The following is a 26,664-nucleotide window of genomic DNA, read 5'->3' as shown; positions in this document are numbered from 1 at the left end:
CTGTTAATATCCACCACTTAATTAACAACTCCGCATAAGTTTATACAGGTCAGTTTATTATATGTAACTCCTGATTGTTAGGTAGCATGTTTTCTTATTTTTGCGGAATATTAATAATCAAATAAAACCGTGTACATCTACTTAAAAGATGCACACGATTTCTATAGATATGCATAAATATTAAAAATATTACTTTGCAATTTTATCGTCAATTTATTATATAACAAGTTTTCTTTTTAGCAATATAGAATTAAAAGTAATTAACAACTTCATTTTAAATTGATTACTTCTATATAACAAACTTCATTTAAATTAATCTTTTTTTCCTCACTCTTATTTTTTATTGTAATTGTTCCTTCTTCTACACAAGTTAGTGTTCCACTATAGAATTTTTCAAATGTTTTAACTTTCACATCTTTGCCAAGAAATTGTTTTAGCTTTAAAAATAATGAGAGACCGAAAAATAGATTAATGAGGTTTGGATTTTTTGAAACATACTCCCCAAAATTAAATGCTAATTCCCTTCTTGTATAAAAATCTACATCCAGTAAATCATCCTCTGGATATTCTTCTTCATAATTATCTGCCCTAGCTATTGATAACAGTTGATCATATAAAATAAATATTGCTGATCCAACTGAATTTATTTGTATAAAATCCCGTCCAGCTGTTGCTATTCTTCCTATTTTATAGATACTTTTTTTATGATTGTTTATCAATTCTTGGCTATCTGCAAGAGGAAAAGGAAGTATATTTGCTTTTACAACCATTCCTTTCATATTTAAAAAATGTAGTTGTAATTGCCTTTTATTTCCCTCGTCTCTTTCTGAACCTAAAGAACGTAATAAATCATTCGCTAACTCAATACATTCCTGTAATTCATCCAGTTCTTCCTGAGGCAGTCCGCTCGTAGGAGATGCAAAGCGACGGGTTCTTTTTTGCTTTTTGCATAAAAATGGTGAGCCAAACAAGCCACCGTTTAATTTACCACAACTGCATGAAATACTATGGCAATTTTCACAATGTATCATGATTGAACACCCTCATCTCTATTTTGATGTTTTGGTGTAGAAGTAGCCCGGTTCTGTTTTATTATTTTCCTTTTATAAGAACGGCGAGAAGTAATCTTTACTCTGCCCTTCTTTTGAAACTTCTTTGAATTTAGATTCTTCCTATCTAATTGATAATTTAGAGTATTATTTTGCTTCCATTTATTCATTTTCAAAGGAGCTAATAAATTTTTTCTATTTCTAAGAACCCGCATGATTCCCCACAATCCTAATTCTATATCCCATCGAATATTTCCTGAGCGGTACATGTAGTCGCCTGGCTTACTAAATAACCCGCCGGCTCCGTATAATAAATGGAAATTATCATTCGAACCAACAGTATTTTGGCCCTCAACAGAAATCAAAGATGAATTAATATCATCTTTACTTCTATGGAATATATGTCCGTGAACAGCAAATGAATGTGCTCTAGGTTTATCTGCTGGGAATGTAAATCGAATTACTACTGGATCACCCGGATAAGCTAAAAATAATGGTGTGCTTGGATCTCCAAATACTCTTGAACTGAACACTTTATAGACTTCGTTAAACTTTTTTATACGATTGCTAAACCGCTCATTTCGGTAATTAAACCCTCTTGAACCTTGATCCTCAAAGTCTGGGAATTCTTCATCTATTACAAAGAGAGGTTGTGGATCTATAATCAATTTGCCATTTTTATCAACTAGCCTTACACCATCATGCATCAAAAGTGAAAACTCTCTAAATTCAGGTAATAATGGTGTTGAGATAATTACTTGGCTCCCAGTTTCAACTTCTTTTCTCGTTTTATGATTTAAATATTGTGAGCCTCGTGGTTCTGTAATTAACATGCCAAATGCACCATGGTGTCGATGGTTCCGGATATCTGCCATATCCCAAAGATTTACACTTCCAATCGGCTGATCAATATACCAGCTGTATGTTATGCATTCGCCAGGGCCGATTGTTTGGTCGCAATTAAACCCTACTGTTGCACCATCAGAATGTCGTACATCATATACTAATAGCTGTGCATGCATAGAAATTCGATTTGATGGAGGGAAGAATGCTTCAACTGGCACTTCTGGATATCCATGTCTACCATTATGATGATCAATATCTTTCAAGCAATTCATTAACTTAATTTCTACGAATTCTCCAACATTGGCTCTTATAATAAGGGGTTCAGGATTTAATTTACCTGAAAGTATTGCATCAACGTCTTTTTCTAAAGCAAACACAATGCCGAATGGGTCATGATCTCCATAATCGTTATATTCGATTTTTGTATTAAGTGCTACTACGTCGTATTTTCGAACTTTTGCATTTTTAGGGTATTCAAATTCAGATTGAGAAACAAGTGGTGGTACTTTTCCTGTTTTTTTAGGCAATGGCTTCTCTCTTAATGGAAGTTGCTCTCGATCTGGCAGTGGTTTTAAATGTGGTACTCTTTTTCCAAATGAACGGAATATCCCCCAATTTCCCAGCCAAATATCGTCTACTGAACCAAAATGATAGAGCATATCAAAATCTCCTTCACCTTCCATGTTGAATTCTAGAGTGAAGGTTTCAGCTATTACTATATGCTGTTGTTGATCAAGCTCTGAGTCCAAGTCTCCTCTTTCACGATGCCAACGCTGACGGTGAAGATTAAAACTATGGGATTCTTCTTGTGCCCCTTGTATTAATCGAACACGCACAGGATCTCCATTATATGTTTCTAACAACGGTGTTACTGGATCGCCATGCACCCATGAACTAAATACATAAGCTGGATCACAATGCGGTTCTTTTAAGCGAAACTGAATTGGTTCATTACGGTAATTAACAGCCATTACACCTGGGTCATCCGGGGAACTTGGAAATGGTGGTGGATTTAGTGGTTTGTCGTCTTTATCAAATAGCAGTGCAAAATCATGAACAAACAAATTAATTTCGCGGAAGTCTGGAATAAGTGGATTTATTATCATTGCTTGTGTACCAGAGTTCATTTCTTCTCCAGTATAAGGGTTTAAATAATAGGATCCTCTTGGTTCAATATTAATACTTGAAAAGACTCCGTGTAGTTGATGTTCATTGGCGAATAGGTGGTCATGCCAAAATGTTGACTTCAGTTCTACATCAGCAAACCATTGATATTCTATTGTTTCTCCAGAAAGCACAGAGGAGTCATAGTTCCATCCAACATTCGCGCCATCTGAAACTAAAACATCAAACTTAACAAAGTGTACGTGCATTCCTGCCTCGTACGTTCGAGTTACTAATTGAAAAGCATTGCCTCCGATTGTCTCTGGTAGTTTATTCGTAAATTTAAATCGAATTGCCTCACCGGCATTGGCACGAATGACAAGCGGCTCCGGCTTCTTCTTTCCAGACCGAACTGCTTCCTCATCCTCTGCTAGTACGTATAAACGTCCTTCAGGATCATACCATCCTTCATTATTGTAAACAATTGGCATTTGAATTAATACGACATGGAACTCTCTTATTGGCGTTTCATCCGTAGTAGGATTTACAAAAACAGCTCCTGGAACAGCATTTGGGGCGAATTGATTTTTTTCAATTTCTGTAGGCTTTCTTCCACCAATAATTCCTAGAGGTGGGCGGGGTGCTTTAAATCCTGGTATACCTGGTATAAAGTTAGGGAACCCTGGCTTTTCTAAAGTTGGTTTAGGTGGAAGAGGCCTATCTGGCAATGGCTGCAACGCCTTAATTTGAACCCCATTCGGGTAGCACATGCTACCATCTTGCAAAGTATTAAATGTCCTTTGCATTCCCCACATTCCTTCGCCAAAGTGAGGATAAAGGTGACAGTGAATAATCGCATCACCAAAAGCCCCCTGCAGACTGCCTGCACCATAGGCTGGAGATACAGTATATTGATTTTGAGGCGAAATTGCCTGGACGTCCACAATCTCTGAATCAGAGTCATTCATTTCAAATAGCCATTGATGTAAATGGTAATGGAAAGAATGGGTTTCTTTAGTTCCGCCATGGACTAAGCGAATTTTAATCGGATCTCCAACGTATGCACGTAATATTGGCGTATCAGGATCCCCAAAAACCCATGAATCATGGTGTACTTCTTCCCCTTCACAGTCCGGGCATACAACGCCTTCTTGTATCAACCTTAGTCGGTTGCGCATCGGCTCTGAACGATAGTTTATTAAATGTGTTGCTTCTGGCTGCAATGTGTGTGGACTAATAGGCTTTTGTCCAGTTAAATCATCGACTTCCATTTCATCGTGGAAGAACCAGCCAAACTCCCTGTATGACGGTAATAAAGGATTGTGAACATCAGCAAACACTCCACTATTTATCGGTTTGCCCGTTACAGGGTCCGTCCACCAAGATCCGCGCGGTTCTACAAATAATGCTCCAAATAAACCATGAACGTTGCTTCCTAATTCACTTGATAAAGGATTTCCTAAATCCGAAAAGAAGTTAATTCCTTCAAAGTCAACGCTCCATTTATAAATAATGGATTTTCCCGGTTGAACGGTTGTATTCCGATTCAATCCAACAAAAGCACCATCAGAAGTCATTACATCATACTCTGCATTTTGAATATGAATCCCAGTATTAAAAGGAAGCTGATTTTCAAATAATATTTCAATCGTATCGCCTACGTTTGCCCGTATTACTAAAGGTTCTACTAAATCAACCGTCGAAAAGGGATTTAGCTCCACCTTCTTTTTTACAATATCCTCATTTTCTTTTAATACATACATCATGCCATTTGGGTCATGATCACCAAAGCGATTTACTACGATGCGGATAGGTATTGCGACAATATGATATTTTCTAATCATGATGACCATTCCTAATGTCAGGAATAGGTCGACTAAGATTCTTTTCAATATAAAACACTTCGATATCGTCTATATGCACACGAAATTCTTCACCATCCAGCTCTGTTACATTCGTTACTTCAGCTTTTATTATTAAATAATCGCTCATTACATCTATAATTTCTCCGATAATCATAAATGGGTAAGGAAAAATAAGAATAAATGCCCTTTTCCCTATATTGTCTTCAAATTCCTGAGTCACAACACTTTGTCTTATTGCGTTAATATCAGGTTGATCGTTTCCTAAGGAAATTAAAGAATCGTCAATCACCTATTTCATCCTTTCTATCAATTAAGATTTTAATTAGCAACTAGATTAGCGGAATTCTTCTATCTGGATCAAACTCTGTAAAGACTGAAATAGCTTCCATTGGAAAACTTAATGGTGTCGGAAATTTATAAAACGGTGCATTATGCATTTTGATTATTGCTGGATCTAGTGTAATATACCCATTCGTCACTTCCACTACTTTCCCTGAAAATATTGGACGAAATGTTTGCCCCAAAATATTTAACTGTTTACTTTCTGTTACGAGTAATATTGTTTTGCCCAACATTTCTAAAAATACCTCATTTTCAGGTATAATCGGTTCCCTCATTGAATTACACCCCCTTAAAATCTTGTAAACTTATATTATGGAAATTTTGAGGGAATGGGATATACAAAAGCACAAGATTAAATAAATTACTAAAAAAAGAGAGTCTTCCATAAGTGGAAAACTCTTTTAGACTTTGGAAGTCCATTTTGAAAGGTATCGTTGAAAAAATGAAATAAATCGAGCTTGTTTTATATAGTTTATTTTATTTATCATTAGTTCTTCATTATTTTTTAAAATAATCTTGCCTAGTTGTACTTCACGAACCTTCCCACTATGTTGTTTACCAGCAGTTATGGTAAGTTTTGTCCCCTTCATATTTTTCAAATTCGTCTCAAGCAATTCTTCAAAAAACTGCTGTCGCAATGTTTCTTTCTCTGCAACTGTCGCACCGAAGTTTGTTAACAATTTGCGCCGCAATTCTTCATCAATAACTACATTTTGGTGTGAGGCAGGTACATCCGCTATTCCAAATGGGGTCTTAGCAGAATGGATTGCGGTATATGGAATCCATATTCGAGTAAAAAGTGTTCTTAACATAACAAAATTTCTACCGACAACTGTTACCTTTCCAATCGTATGGATTACTTCTTCCCTATTACGGGAATAAATTTCAACTAATTGATTCTTTTTCGCTTTAAAAAATTTAAGAAGAATCATTTGTTGTTTATAATTTGGAAGTTTTTGCCCAAGATTTTGTAAATTGGCACTATGGATATATTCTTGCAGCATTTTTAATTCATGTAATGGCAATGAGCTTGCAGGTGAAGTGTACCCCTCTTCTTTTTTTAATTCGGGATAATCTTTTTCATACATCTCTAACATCCTTTCAACTATTCGACTAGTACCAGCCATATAGAATTGTTCATACACTATGGGAAAGGAGCGGATGAAATGAGTATTTTAATACTAATCATTTTAATTAGCTATTTTCTAGTGTGTTCAATTTCTTATACTTTCTTAAAAAAATTAAAGTATCTAATTAGTTACCATCTTGGAATGAATATTGCTATGACAAGCAGCGGTGTTATGGGGATAGCCATTGGAACTTTATTAGGGTATGCATTTCCAGCACATTATACAACGATAACAATTGCAACTACCTTAATTGCGATACTAATTGGAGCAATTTTTGGTGCGTTAGTAGATTATCAGACTTTACTTTCAGGTGTCTCAAGCGGCTTGATGGCTGGCATTATGGGACCAATGATCGGGGTTGTGGCAGATCTTCCCCTTATAACTTTTTGTACAATTCTTGTTTATGCTATGTTTGCCTTACTTTGTTTTTCTGTAAGGTCATAAATCCTAAGGCAGCGGGTTTAGATAAGTTAATATAGCTACAACAATCACAATAAAACACATTAATAAAAAATCAAACGTAATCCATCTTCCTAAATCCACTGTCTGATTATTTTTCATTTTCAATCGAACCTTGCTGCCGATAAAAATAACCATACAAACTAGTATAATTTTTACAAGTAAAAGAATTCCCCAAGGCGTTCTTAAGGCTTCTATATTTGGTAAAAAGTTCATTGCCATTACACTGCCTGTAACTGTTAATAATACAAAACTTATTAATGCATAAGTTGAAAAAATGGGTAGAAACGATTTTACGTAAAGTCGTTGTTTTCTCCAGAATAATAAAATATAAACTAATCCTGCCGCCCAAAAAGAAGCTGCAAGTAGATGAATACAATCAGCAATAACTAATAAAGGAACAGGATCAAATTCAGCAGCATGACTGTTTAAGCTTTTACTAACAACGATAGCGAAAATGAAAAACAAATCGAACCATCTATTTTTGTAAAGTATCATTAACCCCAGAAGGGAAATAAAAAGTGAAGTAAACCATAGAAAACCAAAGCTCGAATCAATTGGGAAGTTAAATGAAAGCGATACACCATGAATGGTAAAAATATTTAGCTGTATTAAGATAACAGAAGTTAGACCCGCTAAATGGATTATTTGAAAAACAATCCCATAAAGTAAATACTTCTTCTTTAATTCCAATGAATTGCTTCGTACTATTTGCCAAATTAACACCCATCCTATCAATAACAATAAACCAAAAAAATAAATTGTTTTCATGATGTATATTAAGAGTTCAGAAGGATTAAATTTTTCTATTATTGTTTGTTTCTGAGATTCTTCTTTACTTGATTCATCAGCGTTAACAGGTTGATTGTCTTCAACAATATTTGATGTTGATTGATTTGGTTCTATTTGCTCCATTTCTGGAAGTTCTGTTTGTAGTTCTTCTGCACCTTTTACTGGTTCGGTTGTAGAAGTGGTGATGACATTTACTTTAAAGTAATAGGATCCTTGAATTGGATGGCCGTCATTCGAAGAAATTACATAGTATTCCACCTTATACTTGCCATTCTCTAAGTTTGGAATTTGTATTGAAATTTCTTTGCGGTTTTCACTTATTTGTCCCGACTCGCTTAATATCTCCTGCTGCTGTTCATTGAAGACTTTTATCATAAAGTTTTTCTCTACTTCGCTATTAAAAAATATCCTGATCTCGGTCGGTGAAATGTCTAGTTCGCTATTTGCTGAAGGTGATTCATCAACTACGAAAGAATGACTATATGCCGTTGAACCTGTAAATATAAATAAAAAAGCAATGAATAATAAATAAATAAGTAACTTGTAGGTTTTAATTTTAATACTCCTTTCCCTATTCGTTACTATTTAGCTTATTCATTGCTTATAAAATTGGATAGTGTTTAATAAAAAACTTAAAAAATGGTTAATAATGATATTCAGTCTTTAACCATTTTATATGATCAATTTTGTCCTTCAAAACCGTTACGACTGTGCCATTTAAACTTTTTATATCAACATAATCGATTCCAACATTGTCGGTTCTACCTATTAATTCATATCCACCCGATGTTGTTATCTCCATATAACGACATCGATTTTTTAATAATTTTGCATTCAAATTATTTGTTAATCCTGCAACATTCAAATCAAAAAAGTTACTACAATCACAGCAAGAGACATGATGATGATGCCTTTGACAATTACATGGACGGTTATTATGTCGTTTGTTTCTATCTTCACTATACATAAGTAGCCTCCCCTCATCATTTTAGATAGATTACAGCTAATATATGCACTATTTAATTATAAAGAAAGGCAGTAGCATAGTTGCTTCAAGTTTTGCTTTTATTAGAGAATACAAATTCTATGTTTTCACCTACAAGCTTTAATTTGGCTTTCCCCTTTTTTCCACTTTTCCATGTAAAGCGAATTTCTCTTGTTTCTCTACCACTTAATAACTTCTTTGCATCTGTTGTAGTAATTTTCCCCTTCATAATGGATTTACTTATGAAAAATTTACATCCCTTATTGGAGCAGGTATATCCTTTAAATCCTTCCACAACTGCATGACCACAAACTATACATTTACCGACTATTACCTCTTGCTTTTCTGCCACTTCCATATCTAGTGAAATAAAACGCCCAGTCGTCTCTTTTACATATTGCAGCATCTCAGAATAAAATTGGCTAGAGCTTATATGTCCATCCACAATATCCTTTAATTTTTTACTCCATATAGCTGTTAACACAGGCGAAACGATATCATGGTTTCCAAGACTTAAAATAACATCGATACCAAATTGAGTAGCTTTAAAAGACTTCCCTTCTCTCATTATCATACCGATAGAAATAAGCTTCTCAATAATTTCCGCTCTAGTTGCTGATGTACCAATCCCTTCAGCATCTTTTAATATTTTTTGCAGCTCTTTGTCTTCTACAAAACGTCCTGCATGAAACATCGCATCTAACAATGTACTATCTGTATAACGAATGGGCGGCTCGGTCATTTTTGATAGCACCTGAGTTGTATGTATCGGTAATTCCATATTTACTTTAAGCGGAGGAAGAGCCTGCTCTTGTTTCTTTTTAAATAATTCATATAGAACTGTATAGCCTTTATCAACAACAACATGGCCATTTGCTTTAAAGAAATGATCAGCTGCTTTCAAAACTACTGCAGTTTTATCTATAACATAAGGCGGCATAAAGATTGATAAAAGCCTTCTAGCAATAAGGTGGTATATTTTAAATTCTCCTGGCGACAGCTTTTTGTTTCCAAGAGGAACTTCTGTAATAGTAATGGCATGGTGATCTGTTAATTTTTTATCGTCGACATATTTTTTTGAACGTATAACGTTTGATAATTGGTTTTTATTGCTGAGAATGTTTCGAACAATATCTTGATACTCTGATAGCTTTTCAAGTGACTGTATATTTGCATCTATATTTTTTGCAAGGCTTGTAGGTAAATGCTTAGATTCAGTCCTAGGATAAGTTATCAGCTTCTTTTCATATAAACTTTGAGCAATTTTTAATGTTTCAGATGATGTAAAACCAAAGAATTTATTCGCTTCCTTTTGAAGCTCCAATAATGAGTGAAGTGATGGTGCGTGCATTATTTTTCGTTCTGTTTTTACATCATGTACAATAGCTGTATTTCCAATCTGTGACTGAATTTGTTGTGCAATTTGAAGTGTCTTTATTTTATTGTCATTTGTTTTTAAATCGAACCAAAGTGCTTTAAAGTGTCCAAGATCAATTTCAAATTGAAAATAAGGTTCAGGTTTAAATTGTTGGATTTCCAGTTCTCTTTTTACAACAATTGCTAAAGTCGGAGTCATCACACGACCAATTTTAATAATTCTTCCACCTTTAACTGTTGCAGCCCTTGTAAGATTCAACCCAATGAGCCAGTCAAAAACTGAGCGATACATAGCAGCATTTCGTAAATTTCGAATTAACAAGTCATTCTCATCTATTAAATTAGAAAGTGCATCGCGAATTGCACTGTCTGTCGTTTGAGATGTCCAAAAACGTTTTACAGGAAGTTTGCAACCTACACGTTTATAAAAAGAGTAAAATATATTTTCTCCTTCCATACCAGCATCACATGCATTGATGATGAATTCATACTGATTCGCTTTTAATTGCTGTTCAATTTCTTTATAAACTTTATAGGCAGACTTTTTCACTCGAAATTCATACCGTTCAGGAATCATTGGTAAAATATTTAAATCCCATTTTTTCCATTCTGCCTTATACTCATGAGGCTCTTTTAATTCAACAACATGCCCGACAAAAGATGCAAAATGAATTTCATAAGGCAATTTCATTGTTTTATATACTTTTTGAATATCACGCATAAGAGACGGTTTTTCTGCAATTAGCAGAGCTTTTTTCATAGGAAGACACCCCCTACTAGGTTTTACCTTAATTATTTAGACTATATTTATCTTTACAGAAAAAAATCCTAACAGCATTAAGCTGAAAGGATAATAAATGAAGAAAGCTATCAATCAATGCTTTCAGTAAATGATTAAATGTGAGAATCAAAGTTAATCACATGGTACCAAACATATGTACCTATGTCAATTTGTTCATTACAAAAAGAAGGAGTTGCATGTTGTTAGTCGAAAACCCCTTCTTACTTGTAATTTTAAAAAACTTAATTTCAAGAGTCTTTTCTTGACAAAAAAATCTATTTATGCTATAATTTACATTTATTTTCTCTTTATGTATAATAAGATTCTCCTGGCCAGGAGAATCTTATTATATTTTTATTGGAGGAAATTTAAATGAAACAAAATGAGTCTAGTTTAACTTCCTTAGTCTCGGCTTTTGGTCGAGCATATCACAGTAAATATGACACACCAAAAATTTTTGATGATTTTATTATAAAAGATTTAATTACTGAAGAAGAGTTTTCAGCTATAAGCAATAATATGATTAACGGAATACAGTTTTTCAATAAAGATATTGGACAAAGTTTTAAAAATAATCCAGGAGAAATTTTAAAATGGATTACACAAGTACAGCTTTCCCCAACACCTTTAGCCCGCTCTGCCTATTGCGAAAAAGTGTTGCTTAATGAAGTTATGCTAGGGGTAGAACAATATGTCATACTTGGGGCTGGATTAGATACATTTGCTTTTAGACATCCAGAATTGAAAAACAGTTTAGAGATATTTGAAATTGATTATCCGGCTACACAAGATTTTAAAAAGAAAAGAATAGATGACGCTAAATTTGACCTCCCAAATAATCTTCATTTTATTACTATGGACTTTACTACTAAGTTTTGCCATCAGGATTTATTAGATGAAGGGTTTGATAACAAAAAAACTTTCTTTAGTCTTTTAGGTGTTTCATATTATTTAACTGCAGAGGAGAATGCGAGCTTGATCAATGATTTATTCGCTAACGTCCCATCTGGCAGTTCGATTGTTTTTGATTATGCTGACGAAAAACTTTTTGAGGAAATAGGATTTTCTAATAGAGTTGAAAATATGGTAAAAATGGCTTCAGCAAGTGGAGAAACAATGAAGTCCTGTTTCACTTACGATGAAATGGAGAATATGTTGGAAAAGTCCGGTTTACTTATTTATGAACATTTATCCCCAACTATGATAAACGAACTTTTCTTTAGAAATAGAACCGATTATTTGTCTGCATTCGAGACAATTCATTTTATCCATGCTGTAAAGAAATAATTCGATAACAAAAGCCTCTCATAATTTTAATGATGAGAGGCTTTTTGTTGTTTCGATTCGACAAAGAAATTAGATTGTAGGAGTATGATAATACTGGTCAAAAAACACCCATGATAAGCTCTGTTATGCAATTTGAAACCCTTCCCCAACTGATTATCCTAAAAAATGAAGTATGATCGGAATGGTCACCAAACTAGTGAGTGTCGTTACTAATGTCATGAAAGAAACTAAGTTGGATCTTGTGTCAAATCTAATAGCTAATATAGTCGTATTTGCCGCAATTGGCATTGCTGCTAATAAAATAATGACATTTTTAAGCGTATCATTTAAAGGCATAAAGCTCACTATTAAAACAGCAACTAAAGGAGAAATTACCATTCTTATCACTGTAACCATGTTAATAATTTTTAGATCAAATTTTTGAGGTTTAATTTGTGCTAACTGCATACCTAAAATTAACATAACAGTTGGGATTGCTGCTGACCCTAATAAACCGATGCCATCAACAATTGTAGATGGCAGTTCAATATGTAAAAGTTGGAATAAAATACCAATAATCACTCCGTATAAAATTGGCATTTTTATTACATTCTTGAGTGCTTCCTTTATCGTCGTTGATTTTTCACTACCATATGATGCGATAAAAATACCGACTGAATTAATAAATAGTCCGTGAATCACCATAATGACTACTGCATAATCGAAAGCAGCAGCTCCAAATGCAAATAATGCTACAGGAGCCCCATAATTACCGCTGTTAGGAAAAACAGTTCCTAATAGCATAGCTGATATAAGGGATTTATCAATTTTAATAATTTTTCCAGCGACAATAGTAATCGAAATTAGCACAGTGACAAGTATAAGGTTGAATAAAAAGATATATAAATATTCGATGCTCAATTCATTCGTATAAAATGTATCAAATGTTAAAAAAGGAATCATTAAATAAAGTGACATTGTTGAGATTGATTTTACATCTAAATTAAATATTTTTTGTCCAATATAACCTGTTCCAAATATTAGGAATGCAGGCAAGATGACTAAAATTAATTCCATGATTAAAGCCCTTCTTTCAGTGCCATATTTTATAGTCTATTGTAGTTGGAATAATTATCGAGTATGTCGGGATTCTCATTATTCTATCTAGAGACATTTCGATAGAAAAAACGCCTCTACTTATTAGTAGAAACGCTTTAACAAATTAACTATCCAATAGACAGTCTATATGTTCGTTAAATGGCGGGTATATGTGAGGATGTAGAATACTTGCAATCTTATTTAAACCTAAAAGTAGTCTAGGTGAAGGTCTACAAAAAAGTGGCTCCTCTAATATGTATAGTTGCTTGTTTTTAATCGCATCCATCTGATGTACGTCAGCTCGTTTCATTATGACCTTTGGATTTACTTTTTCTTTCTGTACCCCCACCCAAATTACGCAAATAACATCGGGATTTCTTTTTCTAACCTCTTCCCAATTGGTTTTAATACTAGCTTGGGGGATATCTTCAAATACATTTCTTCCGCCTGCAAGTTTACTTATTTCTGTTAACCAATTTTCTTCTCCTGGTGTAAAAATAGGTTTAGCCCACCATTCCCAATAAAGAGTTTTTGGTGTTTGTACTTGTTTACTTAATCGTTCATAGTTTTCAAGTATAGAGATGTATTTTTCAAATAGTTGCTGCGCTTTGTCGGAAGTATTTGTAACTTCCCCTACAAATAATAAACACTCCCCTACCTCTGTTAATGTTTTCGGATTAGGGACTATGACATATGGAATTTTACGTTTTTCTAACTCTTCGATATTTCGTTCCATACCTGGAACAGAAAGGGATGCTAATACCAAGTCAGGCTGCAATGCTTCAACTTTATCCATATCGATGTTTAAATCAGGACCTAATCTTGGTAATGAACGAATTTCCTCCGGCCAATCTGAGTAATTATCTACCCCTACTAGCGAAGAAGTTAACTTCAAATAAGCTGCTAATTCTGTATTACTTGGACAAATAGATATTATTCTCATAAACTACTCCCTATTTTTACTTGGAATACAGTAATTTCTTTATAGTAAATGAATTCTGTTTAGGATTGTAAAAATCCTCTTTCTAATTTAAAGAGGTATTAAAAAATCATCTATCCTTTAAACAGTTTCTTTATGAATAAAAAGGTCAATTTATAATTATAGCTATACATGCTAAAATATGACAAAAGGTTACTTGCCAAAACTAAAAGTGCCTTAAATAAAGTTCAGAAGGTGTTGTTTATGCCAGACTGGTCTTATCATCCATTAAAAAAATTTTTATTAGATAATATAAATCCAAAAACAGGTCGAGAGTTTATTCATAAATCTATGAGTACAATCGCTTCCATTCCGGGTGGGCGAAGTCTTATTGGATTTTTAGGGCATATGAAACCTTCCCGGGATTTACATAAGGAAATTAATCATACTAGATTTTCTTCTCCTATTGGGTTAAGTGGTCAAATTGACCCTAATTTGTCAGGTATTAATGCCTTTCAAGAGTTAGGCTTTGGATTTATAGAAATTGGGCCCATCGTAATAAACGAACCTAGAGAGCAAGAAGAACCAAGACGGAAAAATGATCATATTCTATTTTCTAATCATCAAGAGAAAATTCCCCTTAAATTAGCAATAAAAAAATTAACTAATCTTAATATGCAAATCCCTATTTTTGCAAAAATAGATGAACAAGCGACTAGAAATGAATGGAATCTAATTGTGCAACATTTAACACCTTTTGTAGATGGTTTTATCGGAACAAGTGAACAAATTAACCTATACATAAATAAAAGTGAAATTTCTTTTGGACGTCCATTTTATGCTTCATTTTCAGAGGATGAAATTTACAATAAAGAACTATGGAAATTAATACAACAGCCATATGTTGCTGGTATATTAGTAAATGCACCTTATCACACTGAGGATAATTATTGGCGTGAAGTTGATAATGCAAATGAACTTTTAGTTAAAGTGGTGAAACAGGTAAAAAATTTACACCCAGAGTTAATAGTTATAACCTCTGGGGGTGTGGAAACACCAGAAGAAGCTTGTTCGCTAGTTCATGCAGGTGCAGATTTATTAATGCTAACAGATGGCTATGTAAGAGCTGGGCCAGGGTTGCCAAAACGAATCCATGAACGACTACTATTCGAAAAAGTCCAACCTAGTAAAAAGCAACAATGGCTTTGGTCATTTATGTTCGGCCTCTCCATCTTAATCGGAGGGATTATTGCCTTATATTTTGCATTTACAAGTATTATCCTCCCCTACGATGAATCATTTATTGGACTGACAAAAGATGAAATATTACAAGTAAATCCGCTCATCCTATCCTTTATGTCACATGATAGAATGGCGTTAGCTGGAACAATGATATCTGGGGGAATATTGTATATGCAGCTGGCACGACACGGTATAAAAAATGGACTGCATTGGTCAAAAATTGCTTTTCATACAGCTGCAATTGTAGGATTTCTTGGTATTTTCCTTTTTATTGGCTTCGGTTACTTTGATTGGCTGCACGACCTATTTTGGCTTATCTTATTGCCGATTTTTTATTTAAGCTATATAGAAGGAAAAAAAGTTATAGGTGCACCCTATTCGAGTCATGAAAAAAATGACAGAACGTGGCAACTTGGACTTTATGGACAGCTCATGTTTATTATACTTGGGTTTTCCATTTTAATTGGCGGAATTGTTATTTCCACTATAGGTGTTTCCAAAGTTTTTGTGTCTACAGACTTAAGTTTTATATGTATGACACCTCAAATGTTAGAACGTATTAGCAATAATTTGATTCCTGTTATCGCACATGATCGTGCGGGATTCGGCAGTGCCCTTGTTAGTGTTGGTTTGCTTGTTCTGATGCTTTCCCTATGGGGGTTTAGAAAAGGGGAACGTTGGATATGGAATACCTTATGCTTAGGTGCATTACCTGCGTTTATAGCTGGGATTGGAACACATCTATATATTGGATATACAACCTTTATACACTTACTTCCCGTCTACTTTTTAGTAGCTTTATATTTGTTAGGTTTAGTATTATCATATCCTTTTTTAAAAAGGAACTAGTGAAGAGCCCTCCTAAAAGTTATTTTAGGAAGGCTTTTTGTTTTTTTATTTTTCATCTTTACTAGAAATCTTCTTATTAATACCTCTGTATATTTGTGTATACAGCGTCCCTTGAACAACATGCTCTAAGAAAAAATCACCAATTAACTTTAAATATTCATCATCATCATACATTCGTCTATTTTGTATTTCCATTTCCGCTAATCCTTCATATGTTGCAAGAATGGCGTACGTGTAATCGTGACCAGTGATAGGAATTAACACTTCAATGGTATGGCTATATTGTTCGTTTCGATATTTTTTTATCTCTTGCAAATTTTCAATAGCTTCTTTAAATTTTTCTTGTTTAATCTCAAAGGTTTGATACACATAAACGGTCATAGTTCTACTCCTTAAAATTATTTAGCTTTCAACGAAATTTAATAATTTGTCCTATCTAGGTTTCAGATTGAATAGGATGGTACAAACCATTCTTTGTTGTAAAAGGAGTTTACAAAATGAGTTCATTCTTTGGATACGTTTTTCTAGGAATTTCCCTTGCCGCTCCAATTGGTCCAGTAAACGCTGCACAATTAACAAAAGGGATATATGGCGGTTTCTGGCATGCCTGGCTCGTAGGTTTAGGAGCAATGCTAGCTGATGCTATTTTTATGCTAATTGTATATTTGGGTATTTTCCGCTTTCTTGAAACAGAGTTTATGCAAACCTTATTATGGTCATTCGGTTGTTTTGTACTAATTTATACCGGCGTTGATAGTATGATAAGTGCAGGTAAAGAAGTAAGTATGAAAAGAATAAAAGGAAATTCACATAAAAAGTCTTTTTTATATGGTTTTTTATTATCTATTTCTAATCCACTATCTATGCTGTTTTGGCTAGGTATTTTTGGATCAGTACTTGCCAAAACCGTTTCAACTTATGATATCGACCATATTATTTTATATACTTTTGCTATTTTCGTCGGTCTATTCATATGGGATATAACGATGGCGTTTATCGCAAGCAGCTTTAGAAAAATATTAACGTCGAAATTACTCGGTGCAATTTCAATCTTATCTGGAATATCGCTTATTGGCTTTGGTGGATATTTTGGCGTACAAGCCATTAAATTATTATTTTTCTAAATACATAAAGTTAAATACCACGTGGTAATTCGTTTTTTTTCTTATTCTTTTTATTTCCTTTTCTCATAAAAAGAATCACTATAATAACTATTGCCATAAATAGTATGCTTACAAAAAAGCCCATGCGATTAGTTTTATCTAGAATGGTGCCACTTATTGCAAGTAGTATGAGCAGCATTGCAAAAATTCGCTTTATATGATCAAACTTGGTTGCTTTTATTAGTTTAGGGAATGAAATTAAAATGAAAAACCAATTGTAAATGAGCATTAATCCAGCAGCTGTTGTAATATACTCATACACTCGATCAGGTACTAACCTTGAAATAATAATTGATATAACCAATACTGAAATTGTTAATGCCAGGGCAAATGGAGGTACTTTAAGTTTACTTTTTTTAGTGAAAAGTTTAGGTGCATCACCTTCCTCTGCCATCGTCACGAGCATGCTTGTGACTGCAAATAAGGAAGCCGCCATTGTGGAAAAACCTGCAATAATAATTCCTGCATTAAATACGTGAGGAAAAAATGCTAAATTATACTCCGCAAGGGCAATCACAAATGGACTTTCTTTTGAATTAAACTGATCGTAGGCAACCAAACCTGCCGCTAAAAGGATAGATATTAAATAGATAGCAGTTAACATTATTAACATAACAGTAGTCGATTTAGTTACCTCTTTTTTATGCTGAAGTCTCATTGATAAAATACCCATAATTTCAATGCCACCAAAAGCATAAAAGCCAAAAATCAGGGACGACCATAAGCCAATCATACCCTTTGCGAAAAAATCATTCGTTGTGTTAGGTAAATTAAAATCTTTAATACTACCTCCAAAAAAACCAAAGAGCACTAAGACTGCAAGCACGATAAACATAAAGATAGCAGCCACTTTCATGACTGCAAATAAGTTTTCAGCTCGTTCAAAACCTTTTGTTCCGATTAAGATAACAATAATCCCAAGCGCCGCATATATTGATGCTAATACCCAGAGCGGTACATTTGGAAACCAGAAACGGGTTAGTATAGATAAAGCGGTTAACTGACTACCAGAGATAAGCATTTCCGAAAACCAATACACCCAACCGCTGCTAAATCCAGCCCAACGTCCATATGCTTTTTTTGCATAAGTACGAAACGATCCTTTTTGTGGGTCTTGTATAAACATTTTCCCCAAAGCTTCCGAAACTATCATTGCTGTTATTCCAGCAAGGATAAAAGCTATCATGAAAGAAGGACCAGTTTTTAATATACCAATACCTGAACCGAGAAAATAACCTGTCCCAATGGTACAGCCAACACCAATAAGGGAAAGTTGCCACCATTTCAACTTACTTTCATCGTTTTTATCTTTTTTCTCTCCTGTGCGTGCTGGTATCTCCATTAAAAACTCCCCCCTTCAATTCCTATTTATTATGAGCATCGGAAAGAAGTTTATGTATTTTGGAAAGAAACTAGAAAAAGGTGCTTTCCTAAGTATGTCGTGTCTACTTTAGACTAGCAGAGAATAAAAGATCTTTACCTTATATGAATTTTGTAATTATTGATTCTTTGCTAAAGTATATAAAAAAACAACCAGAAAGCTCTGGTTGAACCATTGTTTTCTCCTAGAAGCTACTAGTCATTTCTTTTTAATTCACTATCATTTCTCTAGACAATAACTTATTGATAAAAACAGAAATATGTTGTTCGCTGTATAAATGTTGATGATAATTATCCAAATGTTGTTTAAACTGTTTTTGATGATTTTCACAGCTTAAAATTTGTAATATATTCTGCTCAAAATCTCGGGTTTTTTTCCAGTTGTCCAAGTGATAAACTAGACCCCATTTTTTTAGATTCCTCAAGTTAATTTCCTCTTGTCCAGGCAACTCATGATAAATAAAAATTGGGATTTTCTTATATAAACACTCGCTAATCGTTACTCCGCCAGGCTTTGTAATGATTGCATCCACACTGTTGTATAACTTGTTCATCTTTTCCTTTGAGGAAATATAGGGTAATGCTTGAATTAGTGGATAGTTCTGCTGCTGAATCCAATTTAACAACTTTTGGTTTTTACCACACAGGACTGTATAACGAATTTTCCCTGAGGGCTGAAGCTTTTTTACAAAAGTTTTCATTAAACCTGCTCCAAGGTTACCCCCACATATTAATACTGAAAATATTTCGTTAGACTTATTTCTATCAATATTGTCCTTAAAATGTGGATGAATCGGAATTCCTGTCACAAGTATATTTTCCGGTATTACCCCTCGTTCAATTAATTCATTTTTTATTTCTTTCGTAGGTACAAAATGGTAATCGATGTACTTTATTCCCCATAGGTGGTTAATGAAATAGTCGGTATAGATATTAATTACTGGAACGGATAATTTATTTTTTTCTTTTAAAAGATTTAACAAATAAGAAGGTAATGCATGGGTGCAAATGATTAACTGAGGATTTTTTTCTTTTATTAACTTTTCGACCTGATTTAGTAATAGCCATTCGTATAAATAGAAACGACTTCTCTCATTATTTTTATACACAGTTTTTTTGTATAACCAGCTATAGAAAGCCGGAAGAAGATGTATCCATTTTATATAAAATTTCGAAACGAAGACTTCCACTTTTCCGTAACTATACGATAAAATGTCTATCTTTTCACATTCAAATAAGTCATTTGTTTGAAGTGATTCAATAACTCCATTTGCTACTTGATGATGACCAGATGGTATTTGCAGAAAAGGCATAAATAAAATCCGTTTCATTTCTATCCACCAATCTTTTTCCGTAGTATGTTTCCACTTTTATTATTTCACCCACTATAAATTCTTCCAATTAGACCGTTTAAATTAATAAATATTTTAATGGGAAGTGGTTAAGCTACGTAGTGAAATCTTAAGAAAGGAGAAGTTAGAGGTGAAGCGGCGAATTCTTAAATTATGGAGTATTATTGATCCAATATATTTTTCCTGTACTCGTTTACAGTGTCTAGAACAAATTACGGGACATCCCAATATTTTTCGAGTCCGTTTAACTCGTTATAAAGGCCGTGAAATTCAACTTTCAGACGGAACGTTAATTAGAAAAAATGATACTCTTGTCAAAATACATCTACATAACGTCCGAATTTTAAAAGAGATGCAGTCCTTTGACGAGTTTAAAAAATCAGTATTCCTTTATAAGAAAGTACAAGAGTCTTTACCAGATTTAGCATTTTATATAACTCACCATAAAAATCATAAGAAAATAAAAGGAATAATTGGCATTTCATTTATTGATCGAGGTTATAAACGTTTTGGATTCGAGTCTTTTCCATGCTCTAGTCTTACATATATATGGTTTAAACGAATTGCACTTTATCCTATTCATTTCCTTTCACGATCTGAGAATTCTTCAAAAAAGAAGAAAAAGATTCCTACCCCTCAATATTTATTTATGTCAAAAAATGCTTTATGTAAGAAGTATGGTTTATTTGTAAAAAAAGTTGCTTAAAAAATCATAAAACTATAGGCATACCCCTTAATTACTTGGGTACCGCCTATAGTTTTTTATTTTGTATTAATTTCTTCATGTATACCCATAAATTACTTCTAACAAAATACTCTCTTCTGTTTTATTATTTAATAGAGGAGGGGATTTACTTGTTAATATTATTTACTATTTTCATTGTAACTATCCTGTCCATTATATTCCATAAAGGATATAGAAATACTCAGCAGGTTTTAGTCAACAATGTTTTTATAAATTCAAATGACGATACACAAATAAATGACGATTCGTTTCGTGTATTACAAATTTCAGATATGCATTTAGAAAATATATCAATTTCACCTTCACGCCTATACTCCCTATTGAAAGATCAACCTATAGATTTAATTGCTTTAACAGGCGATTATTTAGATCGAAAACGTACTATCCCTAAACTATTACCCTATTTAAAAGTTTTTAATAAATTAGATCCTAAGCATGGAATTTATGCAGTGTTCGGAAACCATGATTACGTTTTACGCGATCCAGATTTCATGAAATTGAAGCAGATTTTAGATGAAAATGGATGTAAGACTCTAATTAATGAAAATGATGTAGTTTGGAATAACGGAAAAAAGATAAATATAATCGGAATCGATGATTTCAGTACAAAAAGAAGTAACGTAAAAAAATCTTACGATGGACTTTCAAATGGTTATAACCTTGTATTAACTCATGATCCGAATATCGTTCTAAATTTGAAGGATGTTCCATACGATTATTTACTTTCAGGGCATCTCCACGGTGGGCAAATTCACTGGCCAAAACCATATCATCTTGTGAAGATGGGGAAAATTGTACGGTTAAATATGATCAAAGGGCTGCATGAATTTGAAGGGAAATTGTTTTATATAAGTGAAGGATTAGGACAAACAGGCGTTAATATTCGTTTGGGCAGTCGTCCAGAAATCACGCTTCATCATCTAACACTTAATCATGCTTAAGTAAATGAAATAAGATCATATGTATGAGCTTAAGCTAATTATTTTAAAATTATGAAATCCTTTTTTAGGCCGAGGATTAACGTTTAAACGTTGTGTAAACACGTTTAAGCGTTATTTTTGTATTAAAGTAAATTTTACTTGTGTTTGGCATGGCAATATATTGGGACTATTATTTATAGTCGCCTTTTCTTTTAAGTTTGTTTAATTGCCACACTAAATAAATATTGAATAAGAATGATGTTATTAAAAATGAAATTATTACATATTCCTCTTCATTATAAAATAACAACGGTACTAAGGATGCAATAATTGCCAAAACGATACCATTAAACATATCAATCTCTCCCAAAACTAATTTGAAAAACCAGCAAGTTGATTTTTACCTTTATATACCATTTTACCATATTTACCCTCATTCTTAATCTAGAGGGGCTGGGACATAACTAGCTTCAAATAAAGAGAAAGGTGAATTTGAGTTCCCTCAAATTCACCTTTCTCTCTTTTTTCACATTAGTTCTTCTGTTCCCTTAGTTAATGGCCGTGAATTTTCTTAAATTCACGGCCATTAACGCAAGACCCATTTCATTTTCAACCTTCGATTTTCCTCGCACAGAAAATCGAGTGAAACGCAAATTAGCCTTCAAGAATCCAAAAACTGGCTCCACATCGATTTTGCGTTTTCGGTAGATGGCACTCGTTTTCTCTTCTGAAAGCTTCATTCTTACATATTCTTTTTGTTGTTCCCATTTTTCATTTACTATTAATTTTCGATTGTTGCCTTCTTTTGCTTTTGTACACAATGAACGGAATGGGCATCCAGAACAGTCTTCGCATTCGTAGATTTTGAACTTCCGTTGGAAGCCTGTACGGTCATTACGGATAGAATCATATTGAAATTCAAGACGTTTCTGATTAGGGCATGTATATGTATCTGTTTCTTCATCATATTCCCAGTTGTCGGGATTAAATTTGTTCTGTTTGTACTTTTTCTTTTGTTCCTTCAAATACATGTTATACGTAATTAGTGCTTCTCGTTTTCTGTTCGAAAGGATATCATGATAATTTTGTTCACTACCATACCCTGCATCTGCGACAATGTATTTCGGTAGTTCGAAATAATGTTGCTCAATTTCATCTAGAAATGGAATTAACGTACGTGTATCTGTTGGATTTGAAAATAAACTATAGGCTAAAGCGTATTGTCCCTCTGTCGCGATTTGTATATTATAACCAGCTTTCAATTGCCCGTTTTGCATATAATCATCTTTCATTCGCATAAATGTCGCATCGCGATCTGTTTTAGAATAGCTATTACGTGCGCCAAAAGTTTCAAAGTCTTGTTGGTATTTCTGCTTTCGTAAGACAAAATCAATCAACTGATTACGCACTTGTTTCGGATATTTGCGTGCACTTCTTAAAATTTTTCGTTTTTGGACATCTGATGAAGCCTCAATTTCCTTATCATACTCGGTTACGATATCGTCAACTTGTTGAACCAAATGAGCGAGTTCTTTTAATGATAACTGTTCATCGCTTTCACGTTCGATTTCAGGGATAATTTCTTTCTCAAGTAATTCATTGTATAGCTGGTTGGACTTTTCAATTAAACTTTGATGATATTTCTCAATCGATTTCTTCCATACAAACGTAAATTTATTTGCGTTCGCTTCAATCTTTGTACCATCGATAAAAATGGCTTCTTGATGGATTAGTTTTTCTTCAATCAATTGGCACCGGAATTGGACGAAACATTGGCGAATCAATTCTTTTACTTTTGGATGGACACGAAAACGATTGATTGTACGGTAGCTTGGTTCATACCCTTGAGCTAACCACATCATCCGAATACTATCTTTTAATAACGCTTCAATTTTGCGTCCTGAGAAGACAGATTGTGTGTAGGCACATAAGATAATTTTAAGCATCATGCGTGGATGATAGGCAGGACATCCCTCATTTCGGAGAAATGGTTCAAATGCTTCTGGAGGAATACTTTCCACTAAATGATGCACGTGGTAAGCAATATCATTTTTTTGTAATTTTACTTCTAATTCTAAAGGCAAAACGATTTGATTCATGTTATAATTTTTAAACATAAGGATCCTTCTTTCTGTATAATTTTGTTGTGGTGACTTAATTTTATCAGAAGTGGTCCTTATTTTTTATTTAAAATAATCAAAGCCGGTGAAATTTTACTTATCGTAAAATTTCACCGGCTTTTTCATCAGAGACGGGTTTTGTCCCAGCCTCTGTAACTTTCCGAGAAATTTGTGTACTCTCTCTATGTTTAAAACAAAAAATATGATATAAGTTAAGTAATTATGAAACTTCTTCTAAATCTTCAATTGTTGCTTGGTATATTTCCATATCCTTATATGTAGAGAGACTACTATTATCGTTTATAAAAATAGCTAGAAAAAATATTGCCCCCTTCAGATAGACTTGCAGAAGCAGCTTTCTGAAGCTTCTACAAGTAACAGCACTGCATTATTACTTATCGTTCACTCTCTTTTTCATTATCTCCGCCATTCGCTTAGAATTAATATTTTCTTCTTTTTGCAGCTCATCAATAATGTTTAGATAATCCTCTTCATTACGATTTTGACTTAATTTATAAGCAGCTTGAATTTCCCTCACTTTAATCTTAAATCCTACTACACCTTTAAGTTGATTTTCTAAAAACTCAGGTGAAAGGTTTTCCCACAAAATTGCATTTTTCCGATGCTTTTCGTATTTTTCTTGCAGCTTGGACAGGTCTTGTTTTAATTTGTCTGCCTCCATCCTAGTCGCTTTGCCATATACGTGAACAGCTTGATAGTTCCATGTCGAGACATTTTCATGTTCATACCAAGAAGAAGAGATGTAAGCGTGGGGTCCTTGATATATTACAAGTGCCTCTTCGCATGTATCAAAAGTTCTCCATTGAGGATTTCCATATGCCATATGGCCAGTAATAAAGTAATCTTCTCCTTCTTTACTAAACTCTAAAGGAATATGGGTGGCAATTGGCTTCCCATTATTTGTAGTAACAATTGTCCCGAATGAGTTTTCGCTGACGAACTCTGTAATTTCATTAAAATCAGTAACTTTAAAATACTTAGGTATATACATGATCTAACACCCCTTTAAATTGGATAATTTTTTCAATATTCTATAATGCGGTTTGACATTTAAAAAGGTACAATTATAAACAAATAAAGATGTCAAAGGAGGTTGTGAATGAAAAATATTATTTTTGCTTTTAAGGATGACATTCCCAAATATAAGCAAATTTACGAGCAATTTAAATTATTTATTGAAAAGGGCACCATCCCTGTCAACGAACAATTGCCTTCTATACGTCAACTAGCAGATTCTCTTCAAGTAAGCCGCAATACGACACTCAATGCTTATGAGCAGCTTGTGGCAGAAGGCTATATCCGCAGTGAGGGGAGAAAAGGTTATTTTGTTAATGAATTAGACCCACTTTTATATCAAAACATTCAAATACCTACGAACAAAAAGAAACTAGACTCAATTCAACAAGTAGTTATTGATTTCAAAGCAGGAGCTGTAGATCAATCCCATTTTCCATTAAAAATTTGGAGAAGAATAGCAAATCAAGTTTTAGCATTGCAGGAGAGTTATCGTTATGGAGATCCTTTCGGCGAAGAGTGTTTACGTGACCGAATTGCAGAATATTTATTTCAATCACGTGGTGTGAAAACAGAATCAAGTGCTATTATTATCGGTAGCAGTACCCAACAAATGTTAATTAATCTTGGACAAATTTTAAAGAATGACTTTCATAGTGTTATTGTAGAAGACCCAGGATATGATGGTGCTAGAGAGGCATTTAAATTCCATGATTTATCTCTTGAAACTCTCCCTGTTTATGAAACGGGTGTAGATTTTTCTAAGTTAGAGCAAATGATGTCAAGTTTAATATATGTAACTCCTTCTCACCAAAGTCCGATTGGAGTGAGCATTTCTATTCCTGAACGATTAATGCTTATCCATTGGGCTAACAACAAGAAGGGGTTTATTATAGAAGACGATTATGATAGCGAATTTCGTTATACACAGCGGCCGTTTCCAGCACTTGCTTCTCTCGATTCCAATAGAGTCATTTATTTAGGGAATTTCTCAAAATCCTTTCTTCCAGGAATTCGCCTAAGCTATATGGTGCTGCCGGAGCCAATATTAAACTGTTATAAAAAACAATTTCTTTATTTCGAATGTACAGCTTCCCTTTTTAGCCAGCTTACAATGGCGAAATTTATGGAAGATGGAGAATGGAATCGCCATATTAAGCGAATGCGGCTTGTTTACAAGCGTAAAATGCAGTGCTTAGTTTCAGAGTTAAGAAAACAATTCAAACAAAATATATCAATAATTGGAGAGCAATCCGGATTGTACATATTAGTTAAGGTACATCTAAACCGTACAGAAGAATGGTTAATAGACCGGGCTTTCTCACATGGTGTTAAAGTTTATCCTACATCTATTTACTTTATAAATAATTATTTTGATCAGCCAATTATTAAACTTGGATTTGGCAATCTTTCTAAAGAAGAAATCGAGCTAGGTGTGAAGCTTTTGAAAAAGGCGTGGTTATAAATTTCAACAATTAAGTGGAATTGTTTCACAAAAGATATTAGTATTTTCTATTCAAATGAATAGTATGGATTTGTAATTTGTTTAATCATGTATAAGTTTCTTTACTCCCGCTAAAACTTTTAACAAGGAGTGATGAAAATTGGATAAAAAGGATAACTATCTTACAACAGCACCAAAAAAGAAGGAAATAACGGTTGCAAATGATTCATATATAAAAAATGCACTGGAGAATTCCGTAAATAAACATAAAGAAATGGAAAAAGCTAATATAGCAATCACCGGCACCGAAATTGAACAACAAAACGAAAATTTATAAAAAATCATTCTCAAATACTAGATCATCTAGTATTTGAGTAATTAATTTATTTAACTGCTTAACT

General features: G+C 33.6%; 24 protein-coding genes. 8 read left to right on the top strand and 16 right to left on the bottom strand.

The window, feature by feature from the left end; genetic code table 11:
* Nucleotides 1-269: 269 nt before the first annotated feature.
* The 5 genes from MKY04_RS08950 to MKY04_RS08930 all read right to left on the bottom strand — a co-directional run bounded on the left by MKY04_RS08950 (nt 270) and on the right by MKY04_RS08930 (nt 6,294).
* Nucleotides 270-1,031, bottom strand: coding sequence for a hypothetical protein (locus MKY04_RS08950; RefSeq protein ID WP_126294588.1), 762 nt, complete (start codon nt 1,029-1,031; stop codon nt 270-272).
* Nucleotides 1,028-4,843 carry a multicopper oxidase domain-containing protein gene (locus MKY04_RS08945; RefSeq protein ID WP_126294587.1) on the bottom strand — a complete coding sequence of 1,272 codons (3,816 nt, stop codon included), beginning with the start codon at nt 4,841-4,843 and terminating at the stop codon, nt 1,028-1,030. The genes MKY04_RS08950 and MKY04_RS08945 overlap by 4 nt, the downstream gene beginning before the upstream one ends.
* The gene (locus tag MKY04_RS08940) at nt 4,836-5,153 is read right to left on the bottom strand and encodes a hypothetical protein (protein ID WP_126294586.1); all 318 of its coding nucleotides are present in this window, start codon (nt 5,151-5,153) and stop codon (nt 4,836-4,838) included. Before MKY04_RS08940 ends, MKY04_RS08945 begins: the two co-directional genes overlap by 8 nt.
* A 40-nt stretch (nt 5,154-5,193) precedes the next feature.
* Entirely contained in the window at nt 5,194-5,481 is a 288-nt protein-coding gene (locus MKY04_RS08935) for a hypothetical protein (RefSeq protein ID WP_126294585.1), read from the bottom strand.
* 126 nt (nt 5,482-5,607) lie between these two features.
* Nucleotides 5,608-6,294, bottom strand: a complete 687-nt coding sequence (locus MKY04_RS08930) for a hypothetical protein (RefSeq protein ID WP_346235675.1) — start codon at nt 6,292-6,294, stop codon at nt 5,608-5,610.
* A gap of 78 nt (nt 6,295-6,372) precedes the next feature.
* Between MKY04_RS08930 and MKY04_RS08925 the strand changes: the two genes are divergently transcribed.
* Nucleotides 6,373-6,780 carry a hypothetical protein gene (locus MKY04_RS08925; RefSeq protein WP_126294583.1) on the top strand — a complete coding sequence of 136 codons (408 nt, stop codon included), beginning with the start codon at nt 6,373-6,375 and terminating at the stop codon, nt 6,778-6,780.
* Nucleotides 6,781-6,783: 3 nt separating this feature from the next.
* Here MKY04_RS08925 and MKY04_RS08920 read toward each other — a convergent pair whose 3' ends face one another.
* The 3 genes from MKY04_RS08920 to MKY04_RS08910 form a co-directional block, all read right to left on the bottom strand.
* Nucleotides 6,784-8,091 (bottom strand): copper resistance CopC/CopD family protein, encoded by a 1,308-nt coding sequence (locus tag MKY04_RS08920; protein WP_346235875.1) that lies wholly within the window; start codon nt 8,089-8,091, stop codon nt 6,784-6,786.
* Between the two features lie 139 nt (nt 8,092-8,230).
* Nucleotides 8,231-8,425, bottom strand: a complete 195-nt coding sequence (locus tag MKY04_RS08915; RefSeq protein WP_346235674.1) for a hypothetical protein — start codon at nt 8,423-8,425, stop codon at nt 8,231-8,233.
* A 214-nt stretch (nt 8,426-8,639) separates the two neighbouring features.
* Nucleotides 8,640-10,709, bottom strand: a complete 2,070-nt coding sequence (locus tag MKY04_RS08910) for a DNA topoisomerase (RefSeq protein ID WP_346235673.1) — start codon at nt 10,707-10,709, stop codon at nt 8,640-8,642.
* Nucleotides 10,710-11,102: 393 nt separating this feature from the next.
* Here MKY04_RS08910 and MKY04_RS08905 point away from each other — a divergent pair, with 393 nt between their 5' ends.
* Nucleotides 11,103-12,017: a class I SAM-dependent methyltransferase gene (locus MKY04_RS08905; protein ID WP_346235672.1), complete on the top strand. Its 915-nt coding sequence runs from the start codon at nt 11,103-11,105 to the stop codon at nt 12,015-12,017.
* 153 nt (nt 12,018-12,170) lie between these two features.
* Here the strand turns inward: MKY04_RS08905 and MKY04_RS08900 are convergent, their stop codons facing one another.
* Nucleotides 12,171-13,073 carry an AEC family transporter gene (locus MKY04_RS08900; RefSeq protein ID WP_346235671.1) on the bottom strand — a complete coding sequence of 301 codons (903 nt, stop codon included), beginning with the start codon at nt 13,071-13,073 and terminating at the stop codon, nt 12,171-12,173.
* A gap of 145 nt (nt 13,074-13,218) precedes the next feature.
* On the bottom strand, nt 13,219-14,037 hold the full coding sequence (locus MKY04_RS08895; RefSeq protein ID WP_346235670.1) for a cobalamin-binding protein: 819 nt from the start codon (nt 14,035-14,037) through the stop codon (nt 13,219-13,221).
* 240 nt (nt 14,038-14,277) lie between these two features.
* On the opposite strand from MKY04_RS08895, the gene MKY04_RS08890 reads away from it, so the two are divergent.
* On the top strand, nt 14,278-16,104 hold the full coding sequence (locus MKY04_RS08890) for a dihydroorotate dehydrogenase (RefSeq protein ID WP_346235669.1): 1,827 nt from the start codon (nt 14,278-14,280) through the stop codon (nt 16,102-16,104).
* Nucleotides 16,105-16,149: 45 nt separating this feature from the next.
* Here MKY04_RS08890 and MKY04_RS08885 read toward each other — a convergent pair whose 3' ends face one another.
* The gene (locus MKY04_RS08885) at nt 16,150-16,485 is read right to left on the bottom strand and encodes a hypothetical protein (RefSeq protein ID WP_126294576.1); all 336 of its coding nucleotides are present in this window, start codon (nt 16,483-16,485) and stop codon (nt 16,150-16,152) included.
* A 116-nt stretch (nt 16,486-16,601) separates the two neighbouring features.
* Here MKY04_RS08885 and MKY04_RS08880 point away from each other — a divergent pair, with 116 nt between their 5' ends.
* Complete coding sequence (locus MKY04_RS08880; protein WP_126294575.1) at nt 16,602-17,228, top strand: LysE family transporter; 627 nt, start codon at nt 16,602-16,604, stop codon at nt 17,226-17,228.
* 10 nt (nt 17,229-17,238) lie between these two features.
* Here MKY04_RS08880 and MKY04_RS08875 read toward each other — a convergent pair whose 3' ends face one another.
* Both MKY04_RS08875 and MKY04_RS08870 read right to left on the bottom strand, forming a co-directional pair.
* Nucleotides 17,239-18,609 (bottom strand): amino acid permease, encoded by a 1,371-nt coding sequence (locus tag MKY04_RS08875; protein ID WP_126294574.1) that lies wholly within the window; start codon nt 18,607-18,609, stop codon nt 17,239-17,241.
* 247 nt (nt 18,610-18,856) lie between these two features.
* Nucleotides 18,857-19,978 (bottom strand): MGDG synthase family glycosyltransferase, encoded by a 1,122-nt coding sequence (locus tag MKY04_RS08870; RefSeq protein ID WP_126294573.1) that lies wholly within the window; start codon nt 19,976-19,978, stop codon nt 18,857-18,859.
* A gap of 151 nt (nt 19,979-20,129) precedes the next feature.
* Between MKY04_RS08870 and MKY04_RS08865 the strand changes: the two genes are divergently transcribed.
* Together MKY04_RS08865 and MKY04_RS08860 are read left to right on the top strand one after the other, a co-directional pair.
* Entirely contained in the window at nt 20,130-20,705 is a 576-nt protein-coding gene (locus tag MKY04_RS08865; RefSeq protein ID WP_126294572.1) for a YkoP family protein, read from the top strand.
* Between the two features lie 143 nt (nt 20,706-20,848).
* Nucleotides 20,849-21,685 (top strand): metallophosphoesterase, encoded by an 837-nt coding sequence (locus MKY04_RS08860; protein ID WP_428833904.1) that lies wholly within the window; start codon nt 20,849-20,851, stop codon nt 21,683-21,685.
* 169 nt (nt 21,686-21,854) lie between these two features.
* Here MKY04_RS08860 and MKY04_RS08855 read toward each other — a convergent pair whose 3' ends face one another.
* From MKY04_RS08855 to MKY04_RS08845, 3 genes are all read right to left on the bottom strand, one after another.
* A complete protein-coding gene (locus MKY04_RS08855; RefSeq protein WP_185807732.1) occupies nt 21,855-22,019 on the bottom strand; it encodes a hypothetical protein in 165 nt (54 codons plus the stop codon).
* A 193-nt stretch (nt 22,020-22,212) separates the two neighbouring features.
* A complete protein-coding gene (locus MKY04_RS08850; RefSeq protein WP_346234597.1) occupies nt 22,213-23,781 on the bottom strand; it encodes an IS1182 family transposase in 1,569 nt (522 codons plus the stop codon).
* 394 nt (nt 23,782-24,175) lie between these two features.
* A complete protein-coding gene (locus MKY04_RS08845) occupies nt 24,176-24,796 on the bottom strand; it encodes an FMN-binding negative transcriptional regulator (RefSeq protein ID WP_126294570.1) in 621 nt (206 codons plus the stop codon).
* A 108-nt stretch (nt 24,797-24,904) separates the two neighbouring features.
* Here MKY04_RS08845 and MKY04_RS08840 point away from each other — a divergent pair, with 108 nt between their 5' ends.
* A complete protein-coding gene (locus MKY04_RS08840) occupies nt 24,905-26,284 on the top strand; it encodes a PLP-dependent aminotransferase family protein (RefSeq protein WP_346235667.1) in 1,380 nt (459 codons plus the stop codon).
* 139 nt (nt 26,285-26,423) lie between these two features.
* Entirely contained in the window at nt 26,424-26,600 is a 177-nt protein-coding gene (locus MKY04_RS08835) for a hypothetical protein (protein ID WP_346235666.1), read from the top strand.
* Nucleotides 26,601-26,664: the final 64 nt, after the last annotated feature.

It is taken from the genome of Lysinibacillus telephonicus (assembly GCF_039654155.1).
Classification (GTDB): domain Bacteria; phylum Bacillota; class Bacilli; order Bacillales_A; family Planococcaceae; genus Ureibacillus; species Ureibacillus telephonicus.
Note: the sequence above shows the minus strand (reverse complement) of the source record. Positions and strands in the feature narration are given on the sequence as shown.

Bases quoted from the DNA above. Each gene is read 5' to 3' on its own strand.
- MKY04_RS08950 (WP_126294588.1), bottom strand. From the start codon at position 1,031: ATGATACATTGTGAAAATTGCCATAGTATTTCATGCAGTTGTGGTAAA.
- MKY04_RS08945 (WP_126294587.1), bottom strand. From the start codon at position 4,843: ATGATTAGAAAATATCATATTGTCGCAATACCTATCCGCATCGTAGTA.
- MKY04_RS08935 (WP_126294585.1), bottom strand. From the start codon at position 5,481: ATGAGGGAACCGATTATACCTGAAAATGAGGTATTTTTAGAAATGTTG.
- MKY04_RS08930 (WP_346235675.1), bottom strand. From the start codon at position 6,294: ATGTATGAAAAAGATTATCCCGAATTAAAAAAAGAAGAGGGGTACACT.
- MKY04_RS08925 (WP_126294583.1), top strand. From the start codon at position 6,373: ATGAGTATTTTAATACTAATCATTTTAATTAGCTATTTTCTAGTGTGT.
- MKY04_RS08910 (WP_346235673.1), bottom strand. From the start codon at position 10,709: ATGAAAAAAGCTCTGCTAATTGCAGAAAAACCGTCTCTTATGCGTGAT.
- MKY04_RS08905 (WP_346235672.1), top strand. From the start codon at position 11,103: ATGAAACAAAATGAGTCTAGTTTAACTTCCTTAGTCTCGGCTTTTGGT.
- MKY04_RS08900 (WP_346235671.1), bottom strand. From the start codon at position 13,073: ATGGAATTAATTTTAGTCATCTTGCCTGCATTCCTAATATTTGGAACA.
- MKY04_RS08895 (WP_346235670.1), bottom strand. From the start codon at position 14,037: ATGAGAATAATATCTATTTGTCCAAGTAATACAGAATTAGCAGCTTAT.
- MKY04_RS08890 (WP_346235669.1), top strand. From the start codon at position 14,278: ATGCCAGACTGGTCTTATCATCCATTAAAAAAATTTTTATTAGATAAT.
- MKY04_RS08885 (WP_126294576.1), bottom strand. From the start codon at position 16,485: ATGACCGTTTATGTGTATCAAACCTTTGAGATTAAACAAGAAAAATTT.
- MKY04_RS08880 (WP_126294575.1), top strand. From the start codon at position 16,602: ATGAGTTCATTCTTTGGATACGTTTTTCTAGGAATTTCCCTTGCCGCT.
- MKY04_RS08875 (WP_126294574.1), bottom strand. From the start codon at position 18,609: ATGGAGATACCAGCACGCACAGGAGAGAAAAAAGATAAAAACGATGAA.
- MKY04_RS08870 (WP_126294573.1), bottom strand. From the start codon at position 19,978: ATGAAACGGATTTTATTTATGCCTTTTCTGCAAATACCATCTGGTCAT.
- MKY04_RS08855 (WP_185807732.1), bottom strand. From the start codon at position 22,019: ATGTTTAATGGTATCGTTTTGGCAATTATTGCATCCTTAGTACCGTTG.
- MKY04_RS08850 (WP_346234597.1), bottom strand. From the start codon at position 23,781: ATGTTTAAAAATTATAACATGAATCAAATCGTTTTGCCTTTAGAATTA.
- MKY04_RS08845 (WP_126294570.1), bottom strand. From the start codon at position 24,796: ATGTATATACCTAAGTATTTTAAAGTTACTGATTTTAATGAAATTACA.
- MKY04_RS08840 (WP_346235667.1), top strand. From the start codon at position 24,905: ATGAAAAATATTATTTTTGCTTTTAAGGATGACATTCCCAAATATAAG.